The following is a 287-nucleotide window of genomic DNA, read 5'->3' on the forward strand; positions in this document are numbered from 1 at the left end:
TACGCCTCAAGCACCGCCTCGGACCCGTCGAGATCGGTCACCGGCTCGCGATGCCGGCCTCGACCGTGCACGCAGTCCTCGTGCGATGCCGCCTGAACCGGCTCACCCACCTTGACCGCGTCACCGGTGAACCGATCCGCCGCTACGAGCACGCCTACCCCGGTTCGATGCTGCACGTCGACGTCAAGAAACTCGGCCGTGTCCCCGACGGCGGCGGATGGCGCTACGTCGGCAAACAACAAGGCACCAAGAACACCCGCACCAAGACCAACACCAGCCGGCGCGGC

The 287-nt window shown here is 67.6% G+C and carries 1 pseudogene; it reads left to right on the plus strand.

The window, feature by feature from the left end:
• A pseudogene (locus GRQ65_RS05090) lies at positions 1-287 on the plus strand (IS481 family transposase); the annotation flags it as partial.

It is taken from the genome of Nocardioides flavescens, assembly GCF_009823805.1.
Lineage (GTDB): Bacteria > Actinomycetota > Actinomycetes > Propionibacteriales > Nocardioidaceae > Nocardioides > Nocardioides flavescens.